This is a genomic window from Pseudoclavibacter endophyticus, from assembly GCF_008831085.1.
In the GTDB taxonomy this organism is placed as follows: domain Bacteria; phylum Actinomycetota; class Actinomycetes; order Actinomycetales; family Microbacteriaceae; genus Pseudoclavibacter; species Pseudoclavibacter endophyticus.
Genome location: NZ_WBJY01000001.1, coordinates 1464897 through 1488602, shown reverse-complemented (window position 1 = coordinate 1488602; position 23706 = coordinate 1464897). Strand labels below are relative to the sequence as shown.

Here is a 23706-nt window from a genome sequence, read left to right as displayed (position 1 = left end):
CCGCCGCACTCGGCGGCACGGCGTCGATGCCCGCTCGCTGCCCAGTCTCCTCGCGGCCCGACGTTCGCGCCGCGCACTACTCGTTCCTGCACGGCCAGGCGAACCGCCGCAGCTCCCCTCCCGGCTCGCGCACGAGCACGACCCGCGATGGATCGGCGATGTGCGGCGGCAGCGGTTCGCCGGGGAGCAGTGAGCGAAGGGCGCTGGGGGGCACGTCGTCGAAGACCACCTCGGTGACGGCGGCGAACCGGCCGAGCGCGCCGAACGACTGCTGCCAAAGGTCGGGTTCGCCGACCGTGACACGCGGTCGCCCGGTGCCTCCCGCCTGCGGGTCGTGTCCACTCGGCGCGCCCGGCTTGGGCACGGGCGCGCTCGCGACGCCCGCGGCGGACAGTTGCGCCACGCGACGGAGCGGACGCCGCGTCACGATGGCGGCACCGTACTCGGCGAGCCGGAGCAGATCGAGCGGAGGCGGCGCCACGCTCGGGGCGATCTCGCGGCCGCCCGCACCGGCAGGGAGCGGGAACTGGACGAGCAGGCCGCGGGCGACACCTCGTCCCGGTGTGAGCCCCGCGCGGTAGTCGGACACCTCGCCGCCGGACAGCACGAACTCGTGCCGCGGCGGTGAGCCGAGACGAACAACCTCGCGCGCCAGGCCGACGAACGGACTGAGGTCGGAGGTCGTGCGTGCGGCGCTCGCGACGAGCGTCAGTCCGCCCGATCCGCCCAGCTTCGCCGCGTCGGCCAGCATGCCGAGCCAGGCGTGCCGGTGCTCGTCGCCGAAGGCGATGCCCCGCTGATCGAGATCGTCCACGAGCAGCACGGTCGGCTCGTCCGGCGCTCGACGCAGTGCCGCGACGGCATCCCACGCGCCTTCGGCGTCAGCGGGGAGGCGTGTGCAGGTGACGCCGGCCCGCTCGAGCAACTCCGCGATCGATGCGAGCGCCGTCGATTTGCCGGAGCCGCTCGGCCCGAGGAGCAGCAGGTGGCCGCCGCCGCGCGGGTCGACGTCGAGCGGCGCTTGCCGCTGGCGATCCGGGTCGTCGAGCAGCGCGATCGGCACAGACGATGCAAGCGGCGCTCCGACGCCGCCACCGGTTCGACCCGCTTCCGAGGTGGCAGACGCGTGCGATCCGCGCACGAGCCAGTCGAATACCTCGAGCGGGAGTGCGTGCGGGAGCGGTGGCAGCCACGGCGCCGTGGGGCCGCGGCTGCCGGCGTCGGCGAGTTCGCGGGTGCGCCGCGTGCGCGTGGCCGCGAGCAGTTCGTCGCTCAGGGTCGCGACCTGAATGGTGCGCAATTCACCGGCCTGGACGAGGATGCCACGCCCGCGTGGCTCGGTCGGCAGGTCCGCCGCGTGCGTCGTTCCGATGACGGCCTGACTGTCAACGGGATTGGTCACGCGGAGCGAGAGCCGAATGGTGCAGTTGGCCAGGAGACTCTCGCGGGCTGCACCCGCGGGACGCTGTGCGCAGAGCACGAGATGGATGCCGAGGCTTCGTCCTCTCGCGGCGAGGTCGGCGAACACGTCATGGAGATCATGGTGCTCGTCGATGAGGGCCTGGAACTCGTCGACGACAACGACGAGGCGCTCGAGGCGGCCCGCCTCGAGCGCCGAGACGTCGCGCACGCCGAGGCGCCGCAGTTCGCGCTCCCGTCGTCGCAGTTCGGCTCGAAGCCCGGCGAGCACCCGGACAGCTTCGCCGCCATCGAGGTCGGTCACGACGCCGACGCAGTGCGGCAGCGCCGCGATCGCGTCGAACGTCGCACCTCCCTTGAAGTCGAGACAGAGGAACGCCACGTGCGTGGCCGGGTACCGCGCTGCCAGCCCGGCAATCCAACTGCGCAGCAACTCACTCTTCCCGGTGCCGGTCGTTCCGCCGATCACGGCGTGCGGGCCGTCGGCGACGAGGTCGACCCAGACCGGACCGGCCTCGTCGACGCCGATCGTCGCGGCCAAGTGGGCGCCCGGGCTGCGCGCCGCGGCCGGGGGCCGAGACCGCAGGATCCCGTCGAGCTCGATCCTGTCTGGGAGCGTCCGGGCGGGAGGGGCCGAGAACCCGCGCCGGCGCCGTGATTCGAGGTGGTGCCGCGCCCACCGCTGGAAATCTGCGGACTCGACGAGCTGCGGGGTGACGCGTGTGTCGCCCCCCGCCGAGCGAACCGTTGCCGAGGCGGGATCTGACAGGTCGAGCACGACATCGGTGCCCGCGGGCGCCGAAGTCGCGTGGTCGACCAGCGTGAGCTGGAAGCGAACCCGGCCGGCGTCGCCTGGTCGCGAAATCGGGCCCGTGGAAGGTCGAGTCTTCGGCCCAGCTGGGCGACCCTCGCGAGCAGCGGAAGCTGCCACGACGATCGCTCGCTCGCCGTGCAAGCCGGTCCGTAGGATCTCGGCCGCGACGACACGGTGCGCGATCGAACCACCGAGACGGAGTTCCACCCCGGCGGGCCGTCGCGCCGCGAGGTCGATGAGCAGTGCGAAGGCGGCGCCCACGGCACGCTCGTGGGGCCCTGCGATCGCGCACGCGCGAACGGTCTCCACGTACGGCACGCCGTCGATGACGCGCGCGGATTCAACGAGGTCGGCGAGACGCCGATCTTCGGCGACGTCGGTGGCATCGAGGCGGATACCGCTCGGCACCGACGTCGTGCCGAGCGCGACGGTGGCGCCGACATCGTCGTCGGGCGCCGTGGCTACGGGCGCGACCTCGCCGTTCACGATCGCCGCGACCGGAGGGTGGCGTGCGAGCCGCCGCGCCCGCTCCCGTGCCGCCCGTTTCGCGATGTCGGCGGTTGCCTCGCGGATCGCCCGGTCGAACTGCTCGTCCTCCCGGCGGTACGTGGCCCTTCGCTGCACCGCATGGTCGACGACGCTGCCGAGGGCGAGGAGCGGTCCGATGGCCGCGAACATGAGCGCGAACGACGACCCGGTCATCACGACGAGGCCGACGCCGAGTGCCGCCGGGGTGAGCATCATGAGCCACGGAAACGGGCTCGACGGCAGTTCCCTCGGCGCCCGCGGCAGAGAGATGGGACGTTCCTCCCGTTCGGCGGGTGTCTCGGCGAGCAGAATCGGCGCGCTATCGCCACGTGTCGAGTGATCCTCCATCACGCCGCGTCGAAGCCGTGAAGATCGTTCGAGTCGCGTTCGGCGCTCCTCCCGATCCGCCCGCGCTTGTGCGAGGAGGCCGGCCGTTCCCCACCGCTCCCGACGTCGTCGAGCGCGACGGGCTCGGGCGTGCATCGCTGAGGCGGCTTCCCGAACCATGGGGCCACGGTCCCGCCGTCGACGAGCATCCGCACCTCGTGGGCGAGTTCCAACGAGGGCGCTGCCGCGAGTGCCTGATCTGCGTAGCCCCCCGCGAGGCTGCCGTGACCGAGCGCCCAGTGCGTCCACGCGATGACCGCGAGGAGTCCGGCGCGAAGGGGAGGATCGGATCGGCGAACAATCGCGCGGAGCAGCGGTAACGCGCGTTCACATCGATCGGGATCGAATGCATCGTAGAGCAGCCCGTGCTCGTATGACTCGACGGCCGTCTCGGAGCCAGCACCGGGTCCTCCGCCGTGCGCCTGGTGTGCTTCCCAGCCACCGCCACGGAGCCCCGATGCCGCCGATCGGCGGACAGCGGCGCCCGAGGGCCGGCCGAACGCGATGCGCGCAAGCAGGTGATCCTGGGCGTGCGGCACCGCGGCCGCTTCGGCAACCGTGGAGCACAACATCTCGACATCGTCGGGGTGTATCTCGGAGGACTCGCGCGCCAGCATCCGGTCGAGCAGAGCGTCGGCGCTTTCGCCCCGTTCTACCCTGCGAGCGGATTTGGTCAAGCGCATCGTCTCGGCGTCGCCTCGATCGACGACTTCACGTGGCGGCTGCGTGAGCTGCATCCGTCCCGCGTCACCGAGCTCGTCGAGCGACCGAAGGAGTGGCTCGTCGACCGACGCGGTCGCGTTATAGCGACCCCAGGCGTTCTGCGCTCGAAAGAGTGGCACGACCAGGCGCAGCCCGGTCCGGTCGGCACCCCGCGCGAGCGCGCCGACGAGCTCCGTCCGCGGCGGGGCGGCGATCTGCTCGTCGGCGAACACGATCGCCGCGATCGCCGTGATGTCGTCGACGTGGAGCGCGAGGCCGAGGGCCAGGTTCACCCAGCTGTCGAGGTCGTCGCGCGGCAGCATGATGTCGCGGGCGGGAAGGTCGAATCGCAGTATGGCGCCGCCGACGCGGCCCGTCAGTGGAAGCAGCACCAGGCTCTCGCTCGGGCAATAGCCGAGCATGCCGGTCACGGTCGACACGAGTGACGCTTCGGTCGTGCAGCAATGCGAAGAGGTCATGGCGTCACGCTAGGCGCGCACGCCCGCCCTCGGCTCTCGACCACGGGTCGGCTGTGGAGCGGTAATCATCCGCGACATCTCCACAGGCATCTGGCGAACATTCACCGCGCAATTTCTCGCCGGCCCCGCGCCGGCGGACTACTGACCGTACGGCCGCTGCCCGTAGCCCTGCTGCCCCTGCCCGTAGTGCTGAGGCGCCTGCCCGTACTGCTGCCCCTGCCCGTACAGCTGGCCCTGCCCGTACTGCTGAGGCGGCTGCCCCTGCCCGTACTGCTGAGGCGCCTGCCCCTGCCCGTACTGCTGAGGCGCCTGCCCCTGCCCATACGCCTGCGGCTGCCCGTAAGGCTGCCCCGGCCCGTACTGCTGTCCCGGCCCGTACTGCTGAGGCGCATGCCCCTGTCCGTACGGCTGGGGAGCGCCATAGCCCGAGGGAGCGAACGGGCCTGCGCCACCCGCGACATCGATGCGCCGCGGATCATAGACGTCAGACCCCCAGCCGAGAACGCCGCACCAGACCGGGCTGAGCACGATGAACAGGACGATCCACCAGGCGTCCTTCCCGAAACCCTTCTGGATCCGAAGGGCCCCGATGATCATGAAGATCAAGGGAATGATGCTGAGGCCGATCAACGAGAAGAGTGCCCAATACCCCTTCTGCCCGCCCGCCTCGAGGAAGGTCCACGAGTTGTAAATGGGCACCCACGCCTTCCAGCCCTCAATGCCCATCTTCTTGAAGAGCGCCGCCATCGTGATCGCGTAGAGCACATAGATGCCGGCGATGAGCAGCAGATACACGAACGCGCCGATGAGGACAGAAGCCCACCCGGGCACCGGCATATCGGATTCCATTGGACTCCCTCCGAGCGATGCCGTTCAGGACGGCGCAACCCAGCGAGTCTACGCATGCACCGAGTCGTTCGCCCAGCAGCGAAGCCGCGAGGCAGACACCGGTTCCGCGTGGAAACCGACTTCACCGAGCGTCGCGCAGAGTCGATCGACGTCGACGTCGGGGGGCAGGGCCCGTCCGCGCTCGCTGACGGCCAGGGCTCGTACGAGTTCGCCCTTGGCCTGTTTGTTGAAGTGGTTGAGTGCGCGAACGCCCCCGGCCCCGTCATCCGTCACGATGTCGGCAACGATGCTCCGTGCTCCTGCCGCACCGAGCGCCCGGTACCCGTTCGACCGCAGGTCGAGCACCGTGCCGTCGTGCGCCGTCAGCGCATCGGCGACGCGCGATGCCCAGCGCTGTTTGAGCGATCGACCCGGAAGCCGCGAGTTCGCGGAGCACCGATAGGCCGCGATCGGCTCACCGGCCCCGACGAGTCCGTACAGGGCGGAGTGGATGGCCACGTGACCCGCCAGCCAACGGCATGCCTCGGCGTCGAGCGATCCCGCGTCAAGGGCGTCGTAGAGCACTCCCGTGTACCGCAGCACCGCCGGCAGCCTCGGAGCCGTCCGCAGCGCACGATTCCGCTCCGCCTCCACCGCCGCGAGCTTGTCGCTCAGCTTGAAGGCTGCGGCCATGCGCTCCGCATCGCCGGCCAGGGCGACCAGATCACCGACGAGCTCGTCACGAACGCTGCCCATCGACGGCCACGAGAGCGAGGCGCTCGGATCGCGCGCGGCCTCGGCGAGCGACGCCGCGGCAGGAGCATCCGGCCCGAACGCACTGATGCCGCCATCCCGTTTGGTCTCGGATGGCGGCAGCAGTACGAGAAAACCGGAGGTCATTCTCCCTTGTTCAGCGACGCGCGCCGAGCCACGATGGTGACGACGTCGTTGTTGACCGAGAGGAAGCCGTCGGCCGCAGTTGCCGTCACGACGCTGCCGTCGACTGACGTCACGCGAACCTGTCCGTCGCCCAGGATCGCGAGCACCGGCTCGTGACCGGGCAGCACGCCGATCTCACCCTCGGTGGTGCGGGCTACGACCTGCCTGGCATCGCCCTCCCACACCTGGGAGGTGGCCGACACGACGTTGACCGACAGTTGACTGGCTCCGGCCATGGCTAGCCCTGTTCCTTCTGCATCTGCGCGAACTTCTCTTCGACGTCCGAGATGGGCCCGACGTTGAAGAACGCCTGCTCGGGCACGTGGTCGAAGTCTCCGCGGCTGATCGCGTCGAACGACTCGACCGTCTCTTTCAGCGGAACCGTCGATCCCTCGACACCCGTGAACTTCTTCGCCATGTAGGTGTTCTGTGAGAGGAACTGCTGGATGCGGCGCGCGCGCGACACCGTGATCTTGTCTTCTTCCGGGAGCTCGTCGACACCGAGAATGGCGATGATCTCCTGCAGCTCCTTGTTCTTCTGCAGGATCTGCTTCACCGTCGTCGCGACCCGATAGTGGTCGGCGCCGAGATACCGCGGGTCGAGGATGCGGCTGGTCGAGGTCAGGGGATCGACGGCCGGGTAGAGACCGCGCGAGGCGATCTCACGTGAGAGCTCGGTCGTGGCGTCGAGGTGCGCGAACGTCGTCGCAGGGGCCGGGTCGGTGTAGTCGTCAGCGGGCACGTAAATGGCCTGCAGCGACGTGATCGAGTGGCCTCGCGTCGAGGTGATGCGCTCCTGCAGGAGACCCATCTCGTCAGCCAGGTTGGGCTGGTAGCCGACCGCCGACGGCATGCGGCCCAGCAGGGTCGACACCTCGGAGCCCGCCTGCGTGAAACGGAAGATGTTGTCGATGAACAACAGCACGTCCTGCTGCTGCACGTCGCGGAAGTACTCGGCCATCGTGAGGGCGGAGAGCGCGACGCGAAGTCGCGTCCCCGGCGGTTCGTCCATCTGGCCGAACACGAGTGCGGTCTTGTCGAAGACGCCGGCCTCCTCCATCTCGAAGATGAGGTCGTTTCCTTCACGCGTGCGCTCACCGACGCCCGCGAAGACCGAGACACCACCGTGGTCGGAGGCGACGCGCTGGATCATCTCCTGGATGAGGACCGTCTTGCCGACGCCGGCACCACCGAAGAGACCGATCTTGCCCCCGAGGACGTACGGCGTGAGCAGGTCGATGACCTTGATGCCGGTCTCGAACAGCTGCGTCTTCGACTCGAGTTGGTCGAACGCCGGCGGTTCGCGGTGGATCGGCCACCGCTCGGTGATCTCGTACGGTTCCGTGATCATCGCATCGTTGAGCACGTCGCCGGTCACGTTGAAGACCTTGCCCTTGGTGACGTCACCGACGGGCACGGAGATCGGTGCCCCCGTGTCGCGAACCTCCTGGCCGCGGACGAGGCCGTCGGTCGGCTTCAGGGCGATCGCGCGCACGAGGTCGTCGCCGAGGTGCTGCGCGACTTCGAGCGTCAGGCGCTGGGTTTCCTCCCCGAGGCGCACCTCGGTCTCGAGCGCGTTGTAGATGCCGGGGATCGCGTTGTGCGGGAACTCGATGTCGACCACTGGGCCCGTGACTCGGGCGATGCGACCGACGCCGGCCTGCGTGGCGGCCTCCCCCTGAGCGAGCAGGGTGTTCGTCATGTGCTGTCCTTTTCTTGCGTATGCGCGCGGGTTATGAGGCGGCGAGCGCGTCGGCGCCGCCGACGATCTCTGAGATCTGCTGCGTGATTTCGGCCTGACGCGCGTTGTTGGCGAGGCGGGTGTAGTCGTTCACCAGCTTGTCGGCATTGTCGGTCGCCGACTTCATGGCCCGCTGGCGGGCGGCATGCTCGCTGGCGGCTGAGTGCAGCATGGCGTTGAAGAGTCGAGCCTCGATATACACGGGCAGGAGCGCGTGCAATACCGAGTCGGCATCCGGTTCGAAGTCGTAGAGGGGAAACAGCTCGTGATCGCCGGGCTCATCGACCCCCTCGACGACCTCCAGCGGCAGCAGGCGAACCACGGTCGGCTCCTGCGTGACCATGCTGACGAATCGGTTGTAGATGATGTGGATTTCCTCCACACCGCCGTCCTCGTAGGGCGTCGAGAAGCGACCGACGAGCTCTTCGCCGATTTCCTGCGCCGTCTCGAACGTGGGCCGATCTGTCGAGCCGCTCCACTGCCGCACCGACGGCCGCTGGCGGAAGGCGAAGTAACCCTGGGCCTTCCGGCCGACGAGGTAGTACTCGACCTGCTTGCCCTGCGAACGCAGCAGCTCCGTGAGCTGCTCCGCCTCCTTCAGCGCGCTGGCCGAGAAGGCGCCGTTGAGGCCGCGGTCGCTCGTGAAGACGACGACGGCGGCACGACGGACCTGCTCGCGCTCGGTCGTGAGGATGTGATCGATGTCGCTGTGCGTCGCGACGGCCGAAACCGCCTGCGTGACCGCCCGTGCATACGGGTTCGACTCGGCCATGCGCGCACGAGCCTTGGCGATCCGCGACGTGGAGACGAGCTCCATGGCGCGGGTCACCTTCTTCATCGTCTGGGCAGAGCGGATCTTCTGCCGATAGACCCGAAGTTGTGCTCCCATGCTTCTCCCGAATTCCGGTTCCGGCGCCGGTTAGCGCTTGCCCCGGACGATCTGCTCCTGGTTGACGTCTTCCTCGGCGGTCGCCTCGAACTCCTCGTGTCCTACGGAGGTCAGCGGCTTGCCCTCCCCCGTCTGGAACGTCTTGCGGAAGGCATCGACACCGGCCTCGATCTCGGCGAGCGTCTCATCCTCGAGCTTGCCTGACTCCCGCAGGGTATCGAGCACGGTCGTGTTGCGACGGAAGTAGTCAAGCATCTCGGACTCGAAGCGCAGCACATCTTCGACGGCGACGTCGTCGAGCTTGCCGTTCGTGCCGGCCCAGACCGAGACGACCTGGTCCTCGCTGGGGTACGGCGAGTACTGGGGCTGCTTCAGCAGTTCGGTGAGGCGGGCACCGCGCTCGAGCTGCCGGCGCGTCGTCGCGTCGAGGTCAGATGCGAACATCGCGAAGGCCTGCATTGAGCGGTACTGGGCAAGCTCGAGCTTGAGCGTCCCCGAGACCTTCTTGATGTGCTTGCGCTGAGCATCGCCACCCACGCGAGAGACCGAGATGCCCACGTCGACGGCCGGGCGCTGGTTGGCGTTGAAGAGGTCGGACTGCAGGAAGATCTGGCCGTCCGTGATCGAGATGACGTTGGTCGGGATATACGCCGCGACGTCATTCGCCTTCGTCTCGATGATCGGAAGTCCCGTCATCGATCCCCCGCCGAGTTCATCGCTCAGCTTGGCGCACCGCTCGAGCAGACGCGAGTGGAGGTAGAACACGTCACCGGGGTAAGCCTCACGGCCAGGCGGGCGGCGCAGCAGCAGCGAGACCGCACGGTAGGCCTCTGCCTGCTTCGAGAGGTCGTCGAAGATGATGAGGACGTGCTTGCCGCCGTACATCCAGTGCTGGCCGATGGCCGAACCCGTGTAGGGCGCGATGTACTTGAAGCCGGCGGCGTTCGACGCGGGCGCCGCGACGATCGTCGTGTACTCCATCGCACCGGCGTCCTCGAGCGCGCCCTTGACGGACGCGATCGTCGACCCCTTCTGGCCGATGGCGACATAGATGCAGCGAACCTGCTTGGTGGGGTCGCCCGACTCCCAGTTGGCCTTCTGGTTGATGATCGCGTCGATCGCGATGGCCGTCTTGCCGGTCTGGCGGTCGCCGATGATGAGCTGGCGCTGTCCACGGCCGACGGGGATCATGGCGTCGATCGCCTTGATGCCCGTCTCGAGCGGCTCGTGAACGCTCTTGCGCTGCATGACGCCGGGGGCCTGAAGCTCGAGCGCGCGGCGGCCCTCCGCCTCGATCTCGCCGAGACCGTCAATGGGATTGCCGAGCGGGTCGACCACGCGACCGAGGTAGCCGTCGCCAACGGCGACCGAGAGAACCTCGCCGGTGCGGTGCACCTCGAGTCCCTCGACGATGCCAGCGAACTCGCCGAGGATGACGACACCGATCTCGTTCTCGTCGAGGTTGAGCGCGAGGCCGAGCGTTCCATCACCGAAGCGGAGCAGCTCGTTCGCCATCGCGCTCGGCAGGCCTTCGACGTGCGCGATGCCGTCGGCGGCATCGATGACGCGTCCGACCTCGGTGGCCGTCGTCTCCTGGGGCCGGTAGGTGGCGGCGAAGTCCTGGAGCGCGCTGCGGATCTCATCCGGGTTGATGGTGAGTTCTGACATGTTTTTCCCTAGGTCTGCGGGGCGACGCCCCTGGAGGTTCTGGAGTCGCGTCTACGCGAATTGGCGTCGGAGGTGGCCGAGTTTCGACTGCACCGTGCTGTCGATCACGTCATCGCCGAACTGCACCCGCAGCCCGCCGATGACAGCCGGGTCGACGACCTGCGCGATGGTCACCGGCCGCCCGAAGTGACGCGCGAGGGCGCCCTGCAGGCGGGCGAACTGCGCTTCGTCGATCGGCCTGGCGACGGTCACCGTCGCGACCTGCCGGCTGGCCTGGTCGGCGACGATGTCCTGCGCCCACCCGACGAGCCGGCGAGTACGGCGACCCGCGGGAAGCGACACGAGGTGTCGAAGGATCGTGAGCGTGGCCTCACCGAGGTGACTGGCGAACACCCGGTCGATGATGCGGCGTTTGCCCTCGGGGTCGCTGAGCTTCGAGCCGAGTGTGAGCTCGAGGTCGGGGTTCGAGGTCACGACATCGAGGAAGCCCTGCAGTTCCTGACTGATGCGGTCGTGCTCGCCAGAGAACTGGCTGACGGCACGGACACCGAGCTCCTGCAGACCGAGCGCGAACTCCGACTCGTTCGACCACCGCTGCGTCGAGGCAGACGCAATGAGGCTCACGGCACGAGGGTCGAACCGGGCGCCGAAAACGCGCTCGACAACGGCGCGTTTCGCGGCCGCGTCGGCACTCGCGTCGGCGAGCGCCTGTCGCAGCTGCGACTGCTGCACGATCACATCGATCGCATCGAACAGCTCAGCGCCCGTGGCGAGCGTGGCGCCCGCCGCGCGGTCGACCTCGCCCTTCAGGGTACGGAGTGCGTGCTTGGTGGCGCTGCCCATCAGTACTGCGTTCCTGCCTTCTGGTCGTTGTCGAGGTCGGCGAGGAACCGGTCGACGAGCGCATTCGCGCGCTGGTCGTCCTTCAGGCTCTCACCGACGACGCCGGACGCGAGCCCGACCGCGAGCGAACCGACCTCGGAGCGCAGCGAAACGACCGCTGCCTGTCGCTCGGCCTCGATCTGCGCCTTGGCCGTTGCCGTCTGACGGTCGAGCTCTGCCTGAAGCTCGGCCTTCTTCTCGGCACGAATCGCCTCGGCCTCCGCACGAGCCTGCTCGCGGATTCCCGCTGCCTCGGCCCGCGCCTCCTTCAGGAGCTCCTCGTGCTCGGCCTGCTTGTTCGCGGCCTCCGCCTGGGCCTGCTCGGCCTTCTTGAGACCGCCCTCGATCTTCTCTTCGCGCTCGTTGATCACCTTGGTGAACATCGGAATCACGAACTTCCAGAAGAAGAGGGCGATGACGATGAAGACAACGAGCGACCAGACGATGTCGTAGAGGGGCGGAACGAGGACGTTGAAGTCGCTCTCCTCCGCCGCTGCGACTGCGTTGCTGATCATGCGTCCGATGCCTTACTGGAAGATGAAGTACGTTGCGACGCCGATGAAGGCGAGCAGCTCGGTGAACGCGATGCCGAGGAACATCGTCACCTGGAGGCGGCCGGCCATCTCAGGCTGACGGGCCATGGCCTCGACGGTCTTGCCGGCGACGATACCGATGCCGATGCCGGGGCCGATGGCGGCGAGGCCGTAACCGACGGTCGCGATGTTGCCGGAGATCTCGGCGAGCGTGGTGGTGTCCACAGGGGTTCCTCTCGTGGGGTTGGTGAAGCGGGGTGCTTCGTCGGGAGTCAGTGCGGGTCTAGTGGGTCTTGGCTGCGGCCTGCTGGATGTACACGGCGGTCAGCAGCGTGAAGACGAACGCCTGCAGCACCGAGACGAGCAGTTCGACGAGCGTCATGATGAAGCCGCCGAGGAGCGTCGGGATCGCGAAGAACGAATCGACGCCGCCAAGCGTGAACACGAAGAAGTGCGTTGCGCCGAAGCAGAGGACGAGCAGCAGGTGGCCGACCATGAGGTTCAGGAACAGACGCAGTGCGAGTGAGACGGGCCGCACGATGAAGATGTTCACGAGCTCGATGGGCGTGAGCAGGATGTACATCGGCCACGGCACTCCGGGGGGGAACAGCGCGTTGCGGAAAAACGTGCCGACTCCCGCCTCGCGGAAGCCCGCGTAGATGAAGGCGATGTAGCTCACCACGGCGAGCACGAGCGGCATGGCGATCGTCGAGGTGCCGCCGATGTTGAGGCCCGGGATGATGCCCGTGATGTTCATGAAGAAGATACCGAAGAACATCGCGGCGAGCAGCGGCAGGTACTTCTTTCCGAGCCGCTCGCCCAGCACGTCGTCGACGATGTTCGACTTGACGAACCCGATGCCGAGTTCCCCGAGCGACTGCAGCTTGCCCGGGACGATCTTCGGACGACGGAATGCGAGCCAGAACAACACGACCATCGCGAGGATCGCGATGAGACGCACCAAAATGATGCGATTCAGGTCGTACGGCTGATCGTCCGGGATGCCAAAGAACGTGTGGAGGAACAGCGGGAGATCGAACTCGTAGTCGAGACTCGGCGGGTGAAACTCACCGTCGCCTCCGCGGGCCGCAGCAGTGAAAACTGGGAGGTTCAGGGCTGAGGCGAACAGAGTGATCTCCTGTCTCGAACACGGCAACATGTCGCGGTGCCGCGGGTGACTCGGGGCGGCGGGGCACCCGCCGGGCATAGCTCGACCCTGCGCACAGCCCCGGGAAAAATCCTATCAAGAAATTTCCAGGTTCACGCCCTTCGCCGGGCGCTCGCCCGGCCGCAGCGAGGTCAACTGGCGTCGACGTTACCGGATTTCGACGTACTGTCGAAATCGTCTCGCGTCGCAAGGCTCACGTCGCTGACGTTGCCGAGCCGCGCGGTCACGACGCAGGCGACGTCCACCGCGAGGGTCCCGACGACGGCGACGACGAGCGAGCCCCAGAGCATCCAGTCGTGGATGAAGGGCTGGTCCCTGATCGCGAACAGGGTGCCGAGAAAGAGGACGAACTTGAGGAGCCATGCCGCGAGGATGACGCCGAGGAAGTACATCGTGTCGAGGCGTGCCGCGAGGATGAGCGTCAGCACCGTGATGCCGGTGAACAGCAGCGTCATGCCCGCGCCGATGAGCGCCGAGAACACGCCGGGAGCCCCCGCCACGATGAAACCGATCACGCCGCCGACGACGGCCACGGCGGCGACGACGATCGCCGACCACTTCAGCACTCGACGGAAGACCGGTATCGAGCTCGGCTCGTTCGTCGTACTCATTCGGTGTCCTCCGGATGCGGCGGTCGTGTTCGTGCGAGGGGCGAGTGCGGACGTCGGACCGCCGGGGAACTCGCGACGCGCACGTCGTCGGCCCGTTCCTGCCCGTGGCGGTCGAGGGGGTCGTCGACGTCGGCGGTCTCGCCGGCCTCCGCGCGCCGCTGCGCGGCACGCTCGGCACGCTTGCGGGTCGAGATGGGTGCGATCGTGACGAGAGAGCAGATCACGCCGCCGATCACCACGAACGCGAGGGCGATCCACGGCGGCTGCACGCTGAAGCCCAACAGCGCACCGACGGCGATGACGGCCGTCCAAGCGTAGACCACGAGAGCGGCCCTGCGCTGCGTATGCCCCATGTCGAGCAGTCGGTGATGCAGGTGTTTGCGGTCGGCGGAGAACGGCGACTTGCCGGCGAGGAGTCGGCGGAAGACCGCGAGCGAGAAATCGAGGAGCGGAACGACGAGCACCGCGAAGGGGATGATGATCGGCAGGAACGCCGGCAGGAACTCCTCGCTGCTGATCGTGCGCGGGTCGACCTCGCCGGTGACCGACACGGCGCTCGTCGCCATGAGCATCCCGACCAGCAGCGCACCGCCGTCGCCCATGAACATGCGAGAGGGGTTCCAGTTGTGCGGCAGGAAACCGAGGCACACGCCGACCACGATCGCGCTGAGCAGGGCTCCGAGCGTGAACCTTCCGGTTTGACCGGCGACCTCGCTGAGCACGTAGCTGTACAGGAGGAACACGCCGTTTGCGATGATCGCGACCCCGGCAACGAGGCCGTCGAGGCCGTCGATGAAGTTGACGGCGTTCATGACGAGCACGACCGCGAGCACCGTCATCGCGATCGACATGGCAGGTGAGCCGACCGTGAGACTGCCGCCGATCGGCAGCGACGCGATCGCGACGCCCTGCCACGCGAGCAGGAGTGCGGCCACGAGCTGGCCCGCGAGCTTCGTCATCCAGTCGAGATCGACGAGGTCGTCGACGACGCCCACCACGATGATGATCGTCGCGGCGCCCACGATGGCCCACATGCGGCCGACGTCGAAGTACACGAGGTCGAAGAACGGGATGAACGAGGCGACGAACAACGCAGCCAGGACCACGATGTACATCGCCGCCCCTCCGAGGCGCGGCTTCGGCGTCGTGTGCACGTCTCGGTCGCGTACGGCGGGGTACCACTCGAAGCGCATCGCGAGCTTGTAGACGACCCAGCACAGCAGGTAGGTCGCGACGGCGGAGCCGATCGTGAGGGCGAGGAGAACGAGCACGCTACTCCGCGCCCGCGCTCTCGCCCGTTTCCGGAGGAGCGAGGTCGCCGCCGAGCACCTCGGCGATGGCGGCCCTGCCAAGCGCTCCGGGACGAACGATGCTCGCGGGGCGGGGCGGCTGCTCGACGAGCCCGGTCGCGTCGAGGATCGTCGAGGGCGCCCCTCCCCCTGGTCCCGCGTCGAGCACGAGCTCGACATCGTCGCCCAGGGCGTCGTTCGCCGCCTGTGCGGTCTCGGGGGCGGGTTGCCCGTGCTTGTTCGCGCTCGACACGGCGAGCGGGCCGGTCTCGCGCAGGAGCTCGCGGGCGATCGCGTTGTCGGGCACGCGGAGCGCGACCGTGCCGCCCGTCATTCCCAGATCCCACTGGATCGACTCGCGCGCGGGAAGGATGATCGTGAGGGGGCCAGGAGCGTACCGCTCGAGGAGGCGCTCGACCTGCTGCGGCACGGCGGAGGCGAGCGCCTGAAACGTCACGCTGTCGGCGACGAGCACGGGCGAAGGCGTCGAGCGGTCGCGGCCCTTCGCGGCCAGGAGCCTCGCGACGGCTTCAGGCGAGAACGCGTCGGCCGCGACGCCGTACACGGTGTCGGTCGGCATGATGATGAGCGCGCCGCGGCCGATCGCGGTACGCGCCCGCCGCATCCCGTCGAGCAACTCGTCGCGGGCGTCGCAGTCGAAGATTCTGGCCATATCGCAACCAGGATAGCCGCGCGCCGGTCGCGGCGAGGCCGACCCCGTGCCGGCACGGCTTCCCAACCGGGCCGGCTCGCTCGGGCATTCCTCAGCACGGACGGTACGCCACCGTCACCCGATCCCGTCCGGCGAGATCGCGATGGGTCTCGGCGCGCTCGTACCCGGCTGCTGCGAGCAGGCTCCGCACGACGTCGCCGTGGTGGTCGTCGTGCTCGAGCAGCACGAAACCTCCGGGGACGAGCCATCGGTGTCCGAGACCGGCGATCTCGCGGATCACGTCGAGACCATCGTCGCCCCCATACAGCGCGATGCCGGGATCGTACCGGCGCACCTCCGGGTCGGTCGGCTCGTTGGCGCGCGGCACGTACGGGGGGTTGCTCACGATCGCGTCGAACGGCCGGCCCGCGTGCCCGAGCGCGCGATCCCCCAGCCGGTCATAGATCGCCCGCACAGCGCCGCGGCCATGGGAACGCACATTCCGGACCAGCCACGGCCAGGTGTGCGGCGACGCCTCGACCGCCACGATCGTGGGCTCCACCGGAGGGTTCCGTCGAGCGAGGAGCCCGCCTGCGATGCCGAGCGCGACCGCGCCAGAGCCGCTGCCGAGGTCCGCGACGAGCGGCCTCGGCCGGCCGGCCGCGTGCAGCCGGCGAATCGCGACGTCGACGAGCACCTCGGTCTCCGGGCGGGGCACGAACACGCCTGGACCGACCGCGAGTTCCAGATCGCCGAACGCCGCGGAGCCGAGGATGTGCTGCAAGGGTTCGCGCCTGGCGCGGCGGCCGACCGCTGCCCGCACGTCCGCCGCTTCGTCGGCCGACAGGGCTCGGCCCAGCAGGGCCTCCAAGACGATGTCGCCGGGACGCCGGCCGAGCACCCCCGCCAGGAGCGCGTCGGCATCGGCCGCGGGGTTCGGCACGCGGGCCCTCCCGAGGGCCGCGCGCGCCTCCCGGCGCAGGTTGCTGAGGGGCTCGTTCACCGCTCAAGTCTGGCACCACGGAGGGGCGCGCCGTCTCGCACGCACGCTGCCGCTCCATATGACGAAATAATCACGTCGCCGACCGAAGGGATCGATAGCCTTCGTACGGCGCCGCGGCCCCCAATGCGGCCGGAGCGCGCCGAGACCGATCTCCAGGAAGGCATCAACGTGGCGGCACGCATCTTCAACGACATCACCGAGGCGATCGGCAACACGCCGCTCGTGCGTTTGAATCGCATCGACGAGAGCGGGGCGAACATCACTGCCAAGCTCGAGTTCTACGGCCCTGGATCGTCGGTCAAGGACCGGCTCGGGCTCGGGATCATCCGAGCCGCCGAGCGTTCCGGTGAGCTCGCGGAGGGCGGCACGATCGTCGAGGGGACCTCGGGCAACACGGGGATCGCCCTCGCGCTCATCGGCGCGGCCCGCGGCTACCGCGTGATCCTCGCCATGCCGGAGACAATGTCGACGGAGCGCCGCGCCCTGCTGAAGGCCTTCGGCGCCGAGCTCGTGCTCACTCCCGGACCCGACGGTATGCGGGGCGCGGTCCAGAAGGCCCAGGAGATCGCCGCGTCGACGCCGGGGGCCGTACTCGCCCGCCAGTTCGAGAACGAGGCGAACGTCGAGATTCACCGCGAGACGACCGCCGAGGAGGTCTGGAACGACACCGACGGCGCCGTCGACATCTTCGTCGCCGGCATCGGCACGGGTGGCACGATCACCGGCGTCGGCCAGGTGCTCAAGGAGCGCAAGCCCGACGTCAAGATCATCGCCGTCGAACCGGCCGACTCGCCCTTGCTCACCGAGGGCAAGGCCGGGCCGCACAAGATCCAGGGCCTCGGCGCAAACTTCCTGCCGGAGATCCTCCAGCGAGAGCTGCTCGACGAGGTCATCGACGTGTCGCTGGACGACGCGGTTCGCGTCTCCCGCGAGCTCACCGCCACCGAGGGCATCTTCGGCGGCATTTCGGCGGGCGCGAACGTGTGGGCGGCGCTCGAGGTCGCGAAACGTCCCGAGAACGCCGGCAAGAACATCGTCGTGGTCATTCCCGACACCGGCGAGCGCTACCTCTCGACGGTGCTGTTCGAGGGTCTCCTCGACTGATCGTGGCCGCGACCACGCACGAGGGGAGCGCACGAATCGAGGCCTGCTTCCGGCGCATCCGCGAAGACATCGTCGCCGTGCGCCGCGGTGACCCGGCGGCCCGGAGCAAGGTGTCGATCGTGCTCATCTACTCCGGGCTACACGCGATCTGGGCGCACCGGGTCGCGAGCGTCCTGTGGCGCGCGCCCGGCGGGAAACTCGCCGGGCGTGCCGTCTCGCAGTTCGCGCGCTGGCTGACCGGCATCGAGATCCATCCAGGAGCAAAGCTGGGCAGACGTCTCTTCATCGACCACGGCATGGGCGTCGTCATCGGCGAGACCGCGGAAGTGGGCGACGACGTCGTGATCTATCACGGCGTCACGCTGGGCGGCGTGTCGATCAAGAAGGTGAAGCGCCACCCGACGATCGGCGACGGCGTGCTGATCGGCGCGGGCGCCAAGGTGCTGGGGCCGATCACGATCGGCGATCGCACCCGCATCGGCGCCAACGCCGTGGTCACGAAGGACGCGCCGGCGGACTCGGTCTTGACGGGCGTCCCGGCCAAGCTGCGCCAGCAGACGAAGGCAGAGGCCGCTCTCGTGGGCTTCTACGAGATCTAGGACCCGCGGCCTACTCCCCCGCGTCGCCGAGCGCCCGGAGCCGCGCCTCCTCGTCGGCCGTGATCGCCGACTCGATGACCGGCCCGAGCGCGCCGTTCATCACGTGGTCGAGGTTGTAGGCCTTGTATCCGGTGCGGTGGTCGGCGATGCGGTTCTCGGGAAAGTTGTAGGTGCGGATGCGCTCGGAGCGATCCATCGTGCGGATCTGCGATTTCCGCGCGTCGGCCGCCGCCGCGTCGAGTTGCTCCTGCTGGTGCGCCAGGAGCCGCGCCAGGAGCACGCGCATCGCCGCCGCACGGTTCTGGATCTGCGACTTCTCGTTCTGCATCGACACGACGATGCCCGTGGGCAAGTGCGTGATGCGAACGGCCGAGTCGGTCGTGTTGACCGACTGACCGCCGGGTCCCGACGATCGGTAGACGTCGATCTTGAGGTCGTTCTGGCTGATCTCGAGCTCTTCCGGTTCGTCGACCTCGGGGAACACCAGCACGCCCGTGGTGGACGTGTGAATGCGGCCCTGCGACTCGGTCGCGGGAACACGCTGCACCCGGTGCACGCCGCCCTCGTATTTGAGCGACGCCCACACGCCGTCCGCGGGATCATTGGACGAACCCTTGATCGCCACCTGCACGTCCTTATAGCCGCCCAGATCGGATTCGGTGGCCCCGAGGAGCTCGACCTTCCAGCCGCGCTGCTCGGCGTAGTGGGAGTACATGCGCAGCAGATCGGCCGCGAAGAGCGCGGACTCCTCGCCGCCCTCGCCGCCCTTGATCTCCATGATGACGTCGCGCCCGTCGTCCGGGTCGCGGGGAATCAGCAGGCGGCGCAGCTTCTCGTGCGCAGTCTTCACCTGTTCCTCGAGGGCGGGTATCTCTTCGGCGAACGCTGCGTCCTCGCTCGCGAGTTCCCTGGCTGCCTCGAGGTCGCCCGCGAGCCCGTCGTAAGCGTCGGCCGCCGCGATGATCTGCGAGAGCTCGGCGTAGCGTCGGTTCACCTTGCGCGCCCGCGCAGCGTTCGAATGCAGCTCCGGATCGGCGAGCTGCGTCTGCAGGTCGTTGTGCTCGGCGCGCAGCTGATCGACCGAATCGAGCAGGTCGCCCCGACTCATTTCGATCGGCCGGATGCTGCGATCGGCTGCTTGCGCACGCTGCGGATGAACTCCTCGTTCGTCGCGGTGGCCGAGAGGCGATCGAGCACGGCCTCGAGCGCGCCCTGCGTATCTCCGTGCGAGAGCTCACGGCGGATCGCCCACGTCGCGTCGACCTCGTCCTGCGTGAGCAGCTGCTCCTCGTGCATGGTCAGCGAGTGCGGAATGTCGATCGCGGGGAAGATGCGCTTGTCGGCGATCTCTCGCGAAAGGCGGAGTTCCATGTTGCCCTTGCCGGCGAACTCCTCCAGGATCACCTCGTCGGTGCGGCTGCCCGTCTCGACCATCGCCGTCGCGAGCACCGTAAGCGATCCGCCGTTCTCCACGTTGCGCGCGGCACCGAAGAACCGCTTCGGCGGATACAGCGCCGAAGCGTCGACGCCCCCGGCGAGGATGCGTCCGGACGCCGGCGCGTTGAGGTTGTAGGCGCGAGAGAGCGCGGTGATCGAGTCGAGCAGCACAACGACATCGGTGCCGAGCTCGACCAGGCGCTTGGCCCGCTCGATCGCGAGCTCGGCGATGGTGGTGTGGTCCTCTGCGGGCAAGTCGAAGGTCGATGAGACCACCTCCCCGCGGATGGTTCGGCGCATGCTCGTGACCTCTTCGGGCCGTTCGTCGACGAGCACCAGCATGAGGTGCGTCTGCGGGCTGTTCTCGGCAATCGCATTGGCGATCTGCTGGAGCACGATCGACTTGCCCGACTTGGGGGGCGCCACGATGAGGCCGCGGGTCCCCTTGCCGACCGGAGCGAACAGGTCGATCATCCGCTGCGTGAGGCGACCGTCACCGGTCTCCAGGCGCAGGCGCTCCTGGGGGTACAGGGCGGTCAGTTCGTCGAAGACCGGCCGGGTCTGGACCTCGTCGGGCGCCTGCCCGTTGATCGTCTCGAACTTGACGATCGCGTTGAACTTCTGCCGGCCCTGCTGCTGCTCGCCCTCGCGGGGCTGGCGCACCGCGCCGACGATGGCGTCGCCCTTCCGCAGCCCGTACTTCTTGACCTGCGCGAGCGACACGTACACGTCGTTGGGGCCGGGCAGGTACCCGCTCGTGCGCACGAACGCGTAGTTGTCGAGCACGTCGAGGATGCCCGCGATGGGCAGCAGTACGTCGTCCGGCGACACTTCGGGGTCCACGTCATCGCCGCGGCCGCGCTTGCGGTCGCGGTAGCGGCCACGCCCGCGGCGGTCGTCGCCCTCGTCATCGTGCTGCTCGGCGTGCTGGCGGCCGCGACCGCGTCCGCGGCGGCCGCTCTGCTGGTCGTCGGGCGTCGACTCGTCATCGCCGTCGTCGCTCGACGGCTGCTGACGATCGCCGTCGTTGTTGCGCCCGCGGCGACCGCGACCGCGACGGCGCGAGCCCTGCCGCTCTCCCGTTTCGTCGTCGTTGTCGTCGGACTGGTCGCCATCGTCGGAGGCCGTTGCGTCGCCCTCGACGAGCGATACGCGCCGGCGGCGTCGCCCGCCTCGCTCCTCATCCTCGGACTCGTCATCGCCGCGCGCGGGCGGCAGCACGAGGTCGTCGAGGGACAGCGGGGTCTCGGCGTTCTTGGCACCCGCGCGTTTGGCCTCTGCGTTCGTGGCGTCCGTGGCGTCGTCGCGGAAGATGGCGGCCGCGATGGGGTCTTCGCCGCCCGCTTCCGGGGCGGTTTCGGCGGGGCCGGAAGCGGCGCGCGCCCGGCGCGATCCGCGGCCTCCACGCTTCGGTGCCTCCTCGGTCGCGGGTGTCTTGTCCGCCCGCTGGCCGCGCTTGGAGCCGGTTGCAGTCTCACCGGCGTTCACCGAATCAGTGGCGGTCGGCGCCTCCTCCGTCGTCGTCTCTGGCTCTGAGTTCGCAGAATCGGGCGCGGCGGTCGGCTCCCCCGCGGCCGTCCCGGCTGTCTGCTCCGTGCCGGCCTGCTCGGCGGCAACGCCCTGTGCGTCGCCCTCCTGTCCGGCAGCGGTCTGCTCGGCGGCGGCCTGCTCGTCAGCTTCGGGAGCCGCCGCGTCGCGGGCTTCCTCGATGGCGCGCACAAGCTCGCCCTTGCGCAGGCGTGCGGCGCCGCGGATGCCCATCTGTGAGGCGAGTGCTTGCAGATCGGCGACGCGCATCGCCGTCAGGTCGACCTGCGTGGATGCGCCGTTGGCGTCAGTCATGAGATTCGAAATCCTTGTCTCGCCCGCCGTGCGGGCGTGAGGCGTAGGGCGCCGCCGAAGAACACCACTCGGACCGCCGCGATCGCGCGAGAATGCGCGAAGCGAAAAGGCCCACTGGAGGGCGAGCACCTGGAATGCTGAGCGCGACTGGCGGCTACGCCGACAGGGAACCCATCTCGGCCGCGCTCACGTCAACTGTAGCACCGAGCACGTCAACGGCCGGCATGACGACCTCCCAGCTCGCCCCCGTGTCGGCGGCGGCCAGGTCGGCGGCCCGCAGTCGCTGGACGGGCGAGTCGCACAGCACGAGGATGCTGGGGCCGGCTCCGGAGACGACCGCCGCGAGCCCCTCGTCCCGCAGCCGACCGATCAGATTCGCCGTCTGCGGCATCGCGGCCGCCCGGTAGTGCTGGTGCAGGCGATCCTCGGTCGCCTCGAGCAGGAGCTCAGGGCTCTGCGCGAGCGCGGCGATGAGGAGCGCCGATCGAGAGACGTTGAAGATGGCATCGGCGTGCGGTACCGACTCCGGTTGCAGGCTGCGCGCCAGTTTGGTCGACATCGTCTCTTCGGGAATCAGGACGACCGGCGAGACCCCCCTGTCGACGAGCAGCTGCTTCGACCGGGGTACGCCGGCGAGCGTCACCCACGCGATCGTCAATCCGCCGAAAAGGCAGGGAGCCACGTTGTCCGGGTGTCCCTCGAGCTCGCTTGCCGCCGTCAACAGCTCCTCCGGCGTCAGTTCGCGCTGATCGGCCATGAGCCCGGCCGCGGCGACGACGCCCGCAACGATCGCTGCACCTGACGATCCGAGACCTCGCCCGTGCGGGATGCTGTTGCGGGCACGAAGACGAAGGCCGGGGGCACGCGCGCCGAACCGTTCGAGCGTCGCGATGATCGATGACACCACGAGGTGCCCCTCATCGAGCGGGACGACGCCCTCTCCCACCCCCTCGACCGACACGTCGAGCACGCCGTCAGGCGCCGCCTCGATGTCGATCTCGTCGTAGACGGCGAGCGCGAGGCCGAGGGTGTCGAAGCCCGGCCCGAGGTTGGCGCTCGTCGCGGGTACACGCACACCGACGCGGCGCCCCCTCGCGATCTCGATCATGCGTTGAAGCCGAGGGCGCCTGCTACCTCGTCGGCGTCGACGGGGACGATCGTCGGCTGAACGTCGCCACCGTCCGCCGTCTTCAGCGCCCACTGCGGGTCCTTCAGGCCATGGCCGGTCACCGTCAGCACGACCTTGGCGCCCTGCGGCACCTGCCCGGCCTCGGCGCGTTCGAGCAGACCGGCGAGGGAGATGGCCGACGCCGGCTCGACGAATACGCCGACATCGCGCGAGAGGATGCGATGCGCCTCAAGGATCTTCTCATCGCTGATCGCGCCGAAGGATCCGTTCGTCTCATCCCGAGCCTCGAGCGCCTGCCGCCATGATGCCGGGTTCCCGATGCGGATCGCCGAGGCGATCGTCTCTGGCTGCGCGACGACCTCCCCGCGCACGATCGGCGCCGAGCCCGAGGCCTGGAAACCGAGCATTCGCGGCAGTCTCGTCGACCGGCCGGCGGCAGCGTACTCGCGGTAGCCGCGCGTGTACGCCGTGTAATTCCCCGCGTTCCCGACGGGGATGAAGTGGAAGTCCGGCGCGTCTCCGAGAACATCGACGACCTCGAACGCCCCAGTCTTCTGGCCCTCGATGCGGTCGTTATTGACCGAGTTCACGAGGTGCACCGGGTAGCGGTCGGAGAGGTCGCGCGCAATGCGGAGGCAGTCGTCGAAATTGCCCTGCACCTGGAGGAGCTGCGCGCCCGACGCAACGGCCTGGGACAGTTTGCCCATGGCGATCTTGCCTTCCGGCACGAGCACCGCGGCGCCGATACCGGCGTGCGTCGCGTACGCGGCCGCGGAGGCCGACGTGTTGCCGGTCGAGGCGCAGACGACGACTTTCGCGCCGTGTTCGACGGCCTTCGACACGGCCATCGTCATGCCGCGGTCCTTGAACGAACCCGTCGGGTTCATCCCCTCGAACTTCACCCACACCTCGGCGCCCGTTCTCGCATTGAGCGACGGGGCGGGGATGAGCGGCGTGCCGCCCTCTCCGAGCGTCACGACCGGGGTCGCGTCGCTGACGTCGAGAAAATCCGCGTACTCGCGGATGACACCGCGCCATTGATGAGCCATAGCAAGCCTTTCGA

22 protein-coding genes are annotated in these 23706 nt (G+C 68.8%); 2 read left to right on the top strand and 20 right to left on the bottom strand.

Features of this window, described 5'->3' with window-relative positions; translation table 11 throughout:
- Positions 1–76: 76 nt before the first annotated feature.
- From F8O04_RS06650 to prmC, 16 genes are all read right to left on the bottom strand, one after another.
- Positions 77–3109 carry an FtsK/SpoIIIE domain-containing protein gene (locus F8O04_RS06650; RefSeq protein ID WP_192497425.1) on the bottom strand — a complete coding sequence of 1011 codons (3033 nt, stop codon included), beginning with the start codon at positions 3107–3109 and terminating at the stop codon, positions 77–79.
- Positions 3109–4329, bottom strand: a complete 1221-nt coding sequence (locus F8O04_RS06645) for a DUF4192 family protein (protein ID WP_158028481.1) — start codon at positions 4327–4329, stop codon at positions 3109–3111. The genes F8O04_RS06650 and F8O04_RS06645 overlap by 1 nt, the downstream gene beginning before the upstream one ends.
- Before the next feature lie 138 nt (positions 4330–4467).
- A complete protein-coding gene (locus F8O04_RS14790) occupies positions 4468–5178 on the bottom strand; it encodes a DUF5684 domain-containing protein (protein ID WP_188726229.1) in 711 nt (236 codons plus the stop codon).
- 48 nt (positions 5179–5226) lie between these two features.
- Positions 5227–6057, bottom strand: coding sequence for a YaaA family protein (locus F8O04_RS06635; RefSeq protein ID WP_158028480.1), 831 nt, complete (start codon positions 6055–6057; stop codon positions 5227–5229).
- On the bottom strand, positions 6054–6332 hold the full coding sequence (locus F8O04_RS06630; protein ID WP_158028479.1) for a F0F1 ATP synthase subunit epsilon: 279 nt from the start codon (positions 6330–6332) through the stop codon (positions 6054–6056). The genes F8O04_RS06635 and F8O04_RS06630 overlap by 4 nt, the downstream gene beginning before the upstream one ends.
- Before the next feature lie 2 nt (positions 6333–6334).
- A complete protein-coding gene (atpD, locus tag F8O04_RS06625) occupies positions 6335–7798 on the bottom strand; it encodes a F0F1 ATP synthase subunit beta (RefSeq protein ID WP_158028478.1) in 1464 nt (487 codons plus the stop codon).
- Between the two features lie 31 nt (positions 7799–7829).
- A complete protein-coding gene (locus tag F8O04_RS06620; RefSeq protein ID WP_158028477.1) occupies positions 7830–8726 on the bottom strand; it encodes a F0F1 ATP synthase subunit gamma in 897 nt (298 codons plus the stop codon).
- Positions 8727–8756: 30 nt separating this feature from the next.
- Positions 8757–10394: a F0F1 ATP synthase subunit alpha gene (gene atpA, locus F8O04_RS06615; RefSeq protein WP_158028476.1), complete on the bottom strand. Its 1638-nt coding sequence runs from the start codon at positions 10392–10394 to the stop codon at positions 8757–8759.
- Between the two features lie 51 nt (positions 10395–10445).
- The gene (locus tag F8O04_RS06610) at positions 10446–11237 is read right to left on the bottom strand and encodes a F0F1 ATP synthase subunit delta (protein ID WP_158028475.1); all 792 of its coding nucleotides are present in this window, start codon (positions 11235–11237) and stop codon (positions 10446–10448) included.
- Positions 11237–11791, bottom strand: coding sequence for a F0F1 ATP synthase subunit B (locus tag F8O04_RS06605; protein ID WP_158028474.1), 555 nt, complete (start codon positions 11789–11791; stop codon positions 11237–11239). The genes F8O04_RS06610 and F8O04_RS06605 overlap by 1 nt, the downstream gene beginning before the upstream one ends.
- A gap of 12 nt (positions 11792–11803) precedes the next feature.
- Positions 11804–12034 carry an ATP synthase F0 subunit C gene (gene atpE, locus F8O04_RS06600; protein WP_158028473.1) on the bottom strand — a complete coding sequence of 77 codons (231 nt, stop codon included), beginning with the start codon at positions 12032–12034 and terminating at the stop codon, positions 11804–11806.
- A gap of 58 nt (positions 12035–12092) precedes the next feature.
- Entirely contained in the window at positions 12093–12968 is an 876-nt protein-coding gene (gene atpB / locus F8O04_RS06595) for a F0F1 ATP synthase subunit A (protein ID WP_158028472.1), read from the bottom strand.
- 140 nt (positions 12969–13108) lie between these two features.
- Entirely contained in the window at positions 13109–13588 is a 480-nt protein-coding gene (locus F8O04_RS14785) for a hypothetical protein (protein WP_188726230.1), read from the bottom strand.
- Positions 13585–14859: an MraY family glycosyltransferase gene (locus F8O04_RS06585; protein WP_225734904.1), complete on the bottom strand. Its 1275-nt coding sequence runs from the start codon at positions 14857–14859 to the stop codon at positions 13585–13587. The genes F8O04_RS14785 and F8O04_RS06585 overlap by 4 nt, the downstream gene beginning before the upstream one ends.
- 1 nt (position 14860) lies before the next feature.
- Complete coding sequence (locus F8O04_RS06580; RefSeq protein WP_158028470.1) at positions 14861–15550, bottom strand: L-threonylcarbamoyladenylate synthase; 690 nt, start codon at positions 15548–15550, stop codon at positions 14861–14863.
- Positions 15551–15641: 91 nt separating this feature from the next.
- Positions 15642–16532, bottom strand: coding sequence for a peptide chain release factor N(5)-glutamine methyltransferase (prmC, locus tag F8O04_RS06575; protein WP_158028469.1), 891 nt, complete (start codon positions 16530–16532; stop codon positions 15642–15644).
- 168 nt (positions 16533–16700) lie between these two features.
- Between prmC and cysK the strand changes: the two genes are divergently transcribed.
- Together cysK and epsC are read left to right on the top strand one after the other, a co-directional pair.
- Positions 16701–17636, top strand: a complete 936-nt coding sequence (gene cysK, locus F8O04_RS06570; protein ID WP_225734903.1) for a cysteine synthase A — start codon at positions 16701–16703, stop codon at positions 17634–17636.
- A gap of 2 nt (positions 17637–17638) precedes the next feature.
- On the top strand, positions 17639–18235 hold the full coding sequence (gene epsC, locus F8O04_RS06565) for a serine O-acetyltransferase EpsC (RefSeq protein WP_225734902.1): 597 nt from the start codon (positions 17639–17641) through the stop codon (positions 18233–18235).
- A 10-nt stretch (positions 18236–18245) separates the two neighbouring features.
- Here epsC and prfA read toward each other — a convergent pair whose 3' ends face one another.
- The 4 genes from prfA to thrC all read right to left on the bottom strand — a co-directional run bounded on the left by prfA (position 18246) and on the right by thrC (position 23692).
- The gene (gene prfA / locus F8O04_RS06560; protein WP_373285862.1) at positions 18246–19343 is read right to left on the bottom strand and encodes a peptide chain release factor 1; all 1098 of its coding nucleotides are present in this window, start codon (positions 19341–19343) and stop codon (positions 18246–18248) included.
- On the bottom strand, positions 19340–21514 hold the full coding sequence (gene rho / locus F8O04_RS06555; protein ID WP_158028467.1) for a transcription termination factor Rho: 2175 nt from the start codon (positions 21512–21514) through the stop codon (positions 19340–19342). Before rho ends, prfA begins: the two co-directional genes overlap by 4 nt.
- A gap of 154 nt (positions 21515–21668) precedes the next feature.
- Entirely contained in the window at positions 21669–22622 is a 954-nt protein-coding gene (thrB, locus tag F8O04_RS06550; protein WP_158028466.1) for a homoserine kinase, read from the bottom strand.
- A complete protein-coding gene (gene thrC / locus F8O04_RS06545) occupies positions 22619–23692 on the bottom strand; it encodes a threonine synthase (RefSeq protein WP_158028465.1) in 1074 nt (357 codons plus the stop codon). The genes thrB and thrC overlap by 4 nt, the downstream gene beginning before the upstream one ends.
- Positions 23693–23706: the final 14 nt, after the last annotated feature.

Coding starts and splice junctions, on each gene's coding strand:
- thrC (WP_158028465.1), bottom strand. CDS start 23,692: ATGGCTCATCAATGGCGCGGTGTCATCCGCGAGTACGCGGATTTTCTC.
- F8O04_RS06605 (WP_158028474.1), bottom strand. CDS start 11,791: ATGATCAGCAACGCAGTCGCAGCGGCGGAGGAGAGCGACTTCAACGTC.
- atpA (WP_158028476.1), bottom strand. CDS start 10,394: ATGTCAGAACTCACCATCAACCCGGATGAGATCCGCAGCGCGCTCCAG.
- F8O04_RS14785 (WP_188726230.1), bottom strand. CDS start 13,588: ATGAGTACGACGAACGAGCCGAGCTCGATACCGGTCTTCCGTCGAGTG.
- F8O04_RS06630 (WP_158028479.1), bottom strand. CDS start 6,332: ATGGCCGGAGCCAGTCAACTGTCGGTCAACGTCGTGTCGGCCACCTCC.
- F8O04_RS06620 (WP_158028477.1), bottom strand. CDS start 8,726: ATGGGAGCACAACTTCGGGTCTATCGGCAGAAGATCCGCTCTGCCCAG.
- F8O04_RS06650 (WP_192497425.1), bottom strand. CDS start 3,109: ATGGAGGATCACTCGACACGTGGCGATAGCGCGCCGATTCTGCTCGCC.
- F8O04_RS06645 (WP_158028481.1), bottom strand. CDS start 4,329: ATGACCTCTTCGCATTGCTGCACGACCGAAGCGTCACTCGTGTCGACC.
- thrB (WP_158028466.1), bottom strand. CDS start 22,622: ATGATCGAGATCGCGAGGGGGCGCCGCGTCGGTGTGCGTGTACCCGCG.
- rho (WP_158028467.1), bottom strand. CDS start 21,514: ATGACTGACGCCAACGGCGCATCCACGCAGGTCGACCTGACGGCGATG.
- F8O04_RS06580 (WP_158028470.1), bottom strand. CDS start 15,550: ATGGCCAGAATCTTCGACTGCGACGCCCGCGACGAGTTGCTCGACGGG.
- atpB (WP_158028472.1), bottom strand. CDS start 12,968: ATGTTGCCGTGTTCGAGACAGGAGATCACTCTGTTCGCCTCAGCCCTG.
- F8O04_RS14790 (WP_188726229.1), bottom strand. CDS start 5,178: ATGGAATCCGATATGCCGGTGCCCGGGTGGGCTTCTGTCCTCATCGGC.
- F8O04_RS06635 (WP_158028480.1), bottom strand. CDS start 6,057: ATGACCTCCGGTTTTCTCGTACTGCTGCCGCCATCCGAGACCAAACGG.
- atpD (WP_158028478.1), bottom strand. CDS start 7,798: ATGACGAACACCCTGCTCGCTCAGGGGGAGGCCGCCACGCAGGCCGGC.
- prfA (WP_373285862.1), bottom strand. CDS start 19,343: ATGAGTCGGGGCGACCTGCTCGATTCGGTCGATCAGCTGCGCGCCGAG.
- F8O04_RS06610 (WP_158028475.1), bottom strand. CDS start 11,237: ATGGGCAGCGCCACCAAGCACGCACTCCGTACCCTGAAGGGCGAGGTC.